Here is a 285-nt window from a genome sequence, read left to right on the forward strand (position 1 = left end):
ACATCGCCAAAGGCGTAGCGGCGAAAGACGCGGTAGACAACAAAGGCATCAGCTTCGCAGGCGACAGCGGTACGACCGTTGCCAACAAACTGGGCGATACCGTGGCGGTTAAAGGCGATGCCAACATCACCACCACCGCAGGCGCGAACGGCATTCAGGTCGGCCTCAACAAAGACCTGAAAGTAGACAGCGTCAAAGCAGGCGATACGGTTGTGAACAACAACGGCGTCAACGTCGGCGACAAAGTGGCTCTGGGCAAAGACGGTCTGAAAGCAGGCGATGTCA

General features: G+C 57.2%; 1 protein-coding gene. It reads left to right on the top strand.

What is annotated here, in order from left to right; genetic code table 11:
• The coding region (locus HMPREF3277_RS15045) for a hypothetical protein (RefSeq protein ID WP_168168269.1) at positions 1-285 on the top strand (285 nt) is incomplete at both ends.

The sequence above is a fragment of the Neisseria sp. HMSC70E02 genome, assembly GCF_001838645.1.
Lineage (GTDB): Bacteria > Pseudomonadota > Gammaproteobacteria > Burkholderiales > Neisseriaceae > Neisseria > Neisseria macacae.